The 896-nt window shown below is 70.0% G+C and carries 1 protein-coding gene; it reads left to right on the top strand.

All coding sequences use genetic code 11. The annotated features are described in order from the left end of the window. On the top strand, window positions 1-896 hold an 896-nt coding region (locus tag DI269_RS00445), incomplete at both ends, for a glycoside hydrolase family 95 protein (RefSeq protein ID WP_198667002.1).

Genomic DNA, 896 nt, shown 5'->3' with positions numbered 1-896 from the left:
CAACTGAACGAGGACACCGTCTGGGGCGGCGGGCCCTACGCTCCGGCGAACGTCGGCGGCGTCGACCACCTCGCCGAGATCCGGCGGCGGGTCTTCGCCGACGACTGGAGCGGGGCCCAGACGCTCATCAACGACGAGTTCATGGGCACCCCCCTCGGCGAACTGCCCTACCAGGTCGTCGGGAACCTCGGCATCGACTTCTCGGGCGCGGCCGGTGCCACGAACTACTACCGCGAACTCGACCTCACCACCGCCGTAGCGCTCACCCGGTACACCGCCGGCGGCGTCACTCATACCCGCGAGGTCTTCGCCAGCGCCCCCGACCAGGTGATCGTCGTCCGGCTCACCGCCAGCCAGTCGGGCCGGATCACGTTCACCGCCGACTTCGACAGCCTCCACACCGGATACACCGTCCACTCGCCGAACCAGCAGACCATCGGGCTCGACGCCACCGGCCAGACCGTCAACGGCGTCACCGGCCGCGTCAAATTCCGCACCCTGGCCCGCGCGATCGCCACCGGCGGCACCGTTGCGAGCTCGGCCGGGAAACTCACGGTCACCGGCGCCACCGCGGTGACCCTCCTGCTGTCGACGGGCACCAACTACACCGACTACCAGAACCTCACCGCCGACCAGAACAACCGGGCGCTGCAACCGATCCAGGCCGCCGCGGGGCGCACGTACGCCGAACTGCGCGCCCGGCACATCGCCGACTACCAGGCGCTGTTCAACCGGACCGGCCTCGACCTCGGCACCACCGCGGCGGCGGCCAACGCGACCGACACCCGGATCGCCAACTTCGCGAACGCCACCGACCCGCAGTTGATCACCCTGCTCTTCCAGTTCGGACGCTACCTGCTCATCTCCTCCTCCCGACCCGGCACGCAGCCGGCGAA

Origin of the sequence: Glycomyces dulcitolivorans, assembly GCF_003265355.1 — a bacterium.
In the GTDB taxonomy this organism is placed as follows: Bacteria; Actinomycetota; Actinomycetes; order Mycobacteriales; family Micromonosporaceae; genus Glycomyces; species Glycomyces dulcitolivorans.
This window is presented reverse-complemented; position numbering and strand designations above follow the sequence as displayed.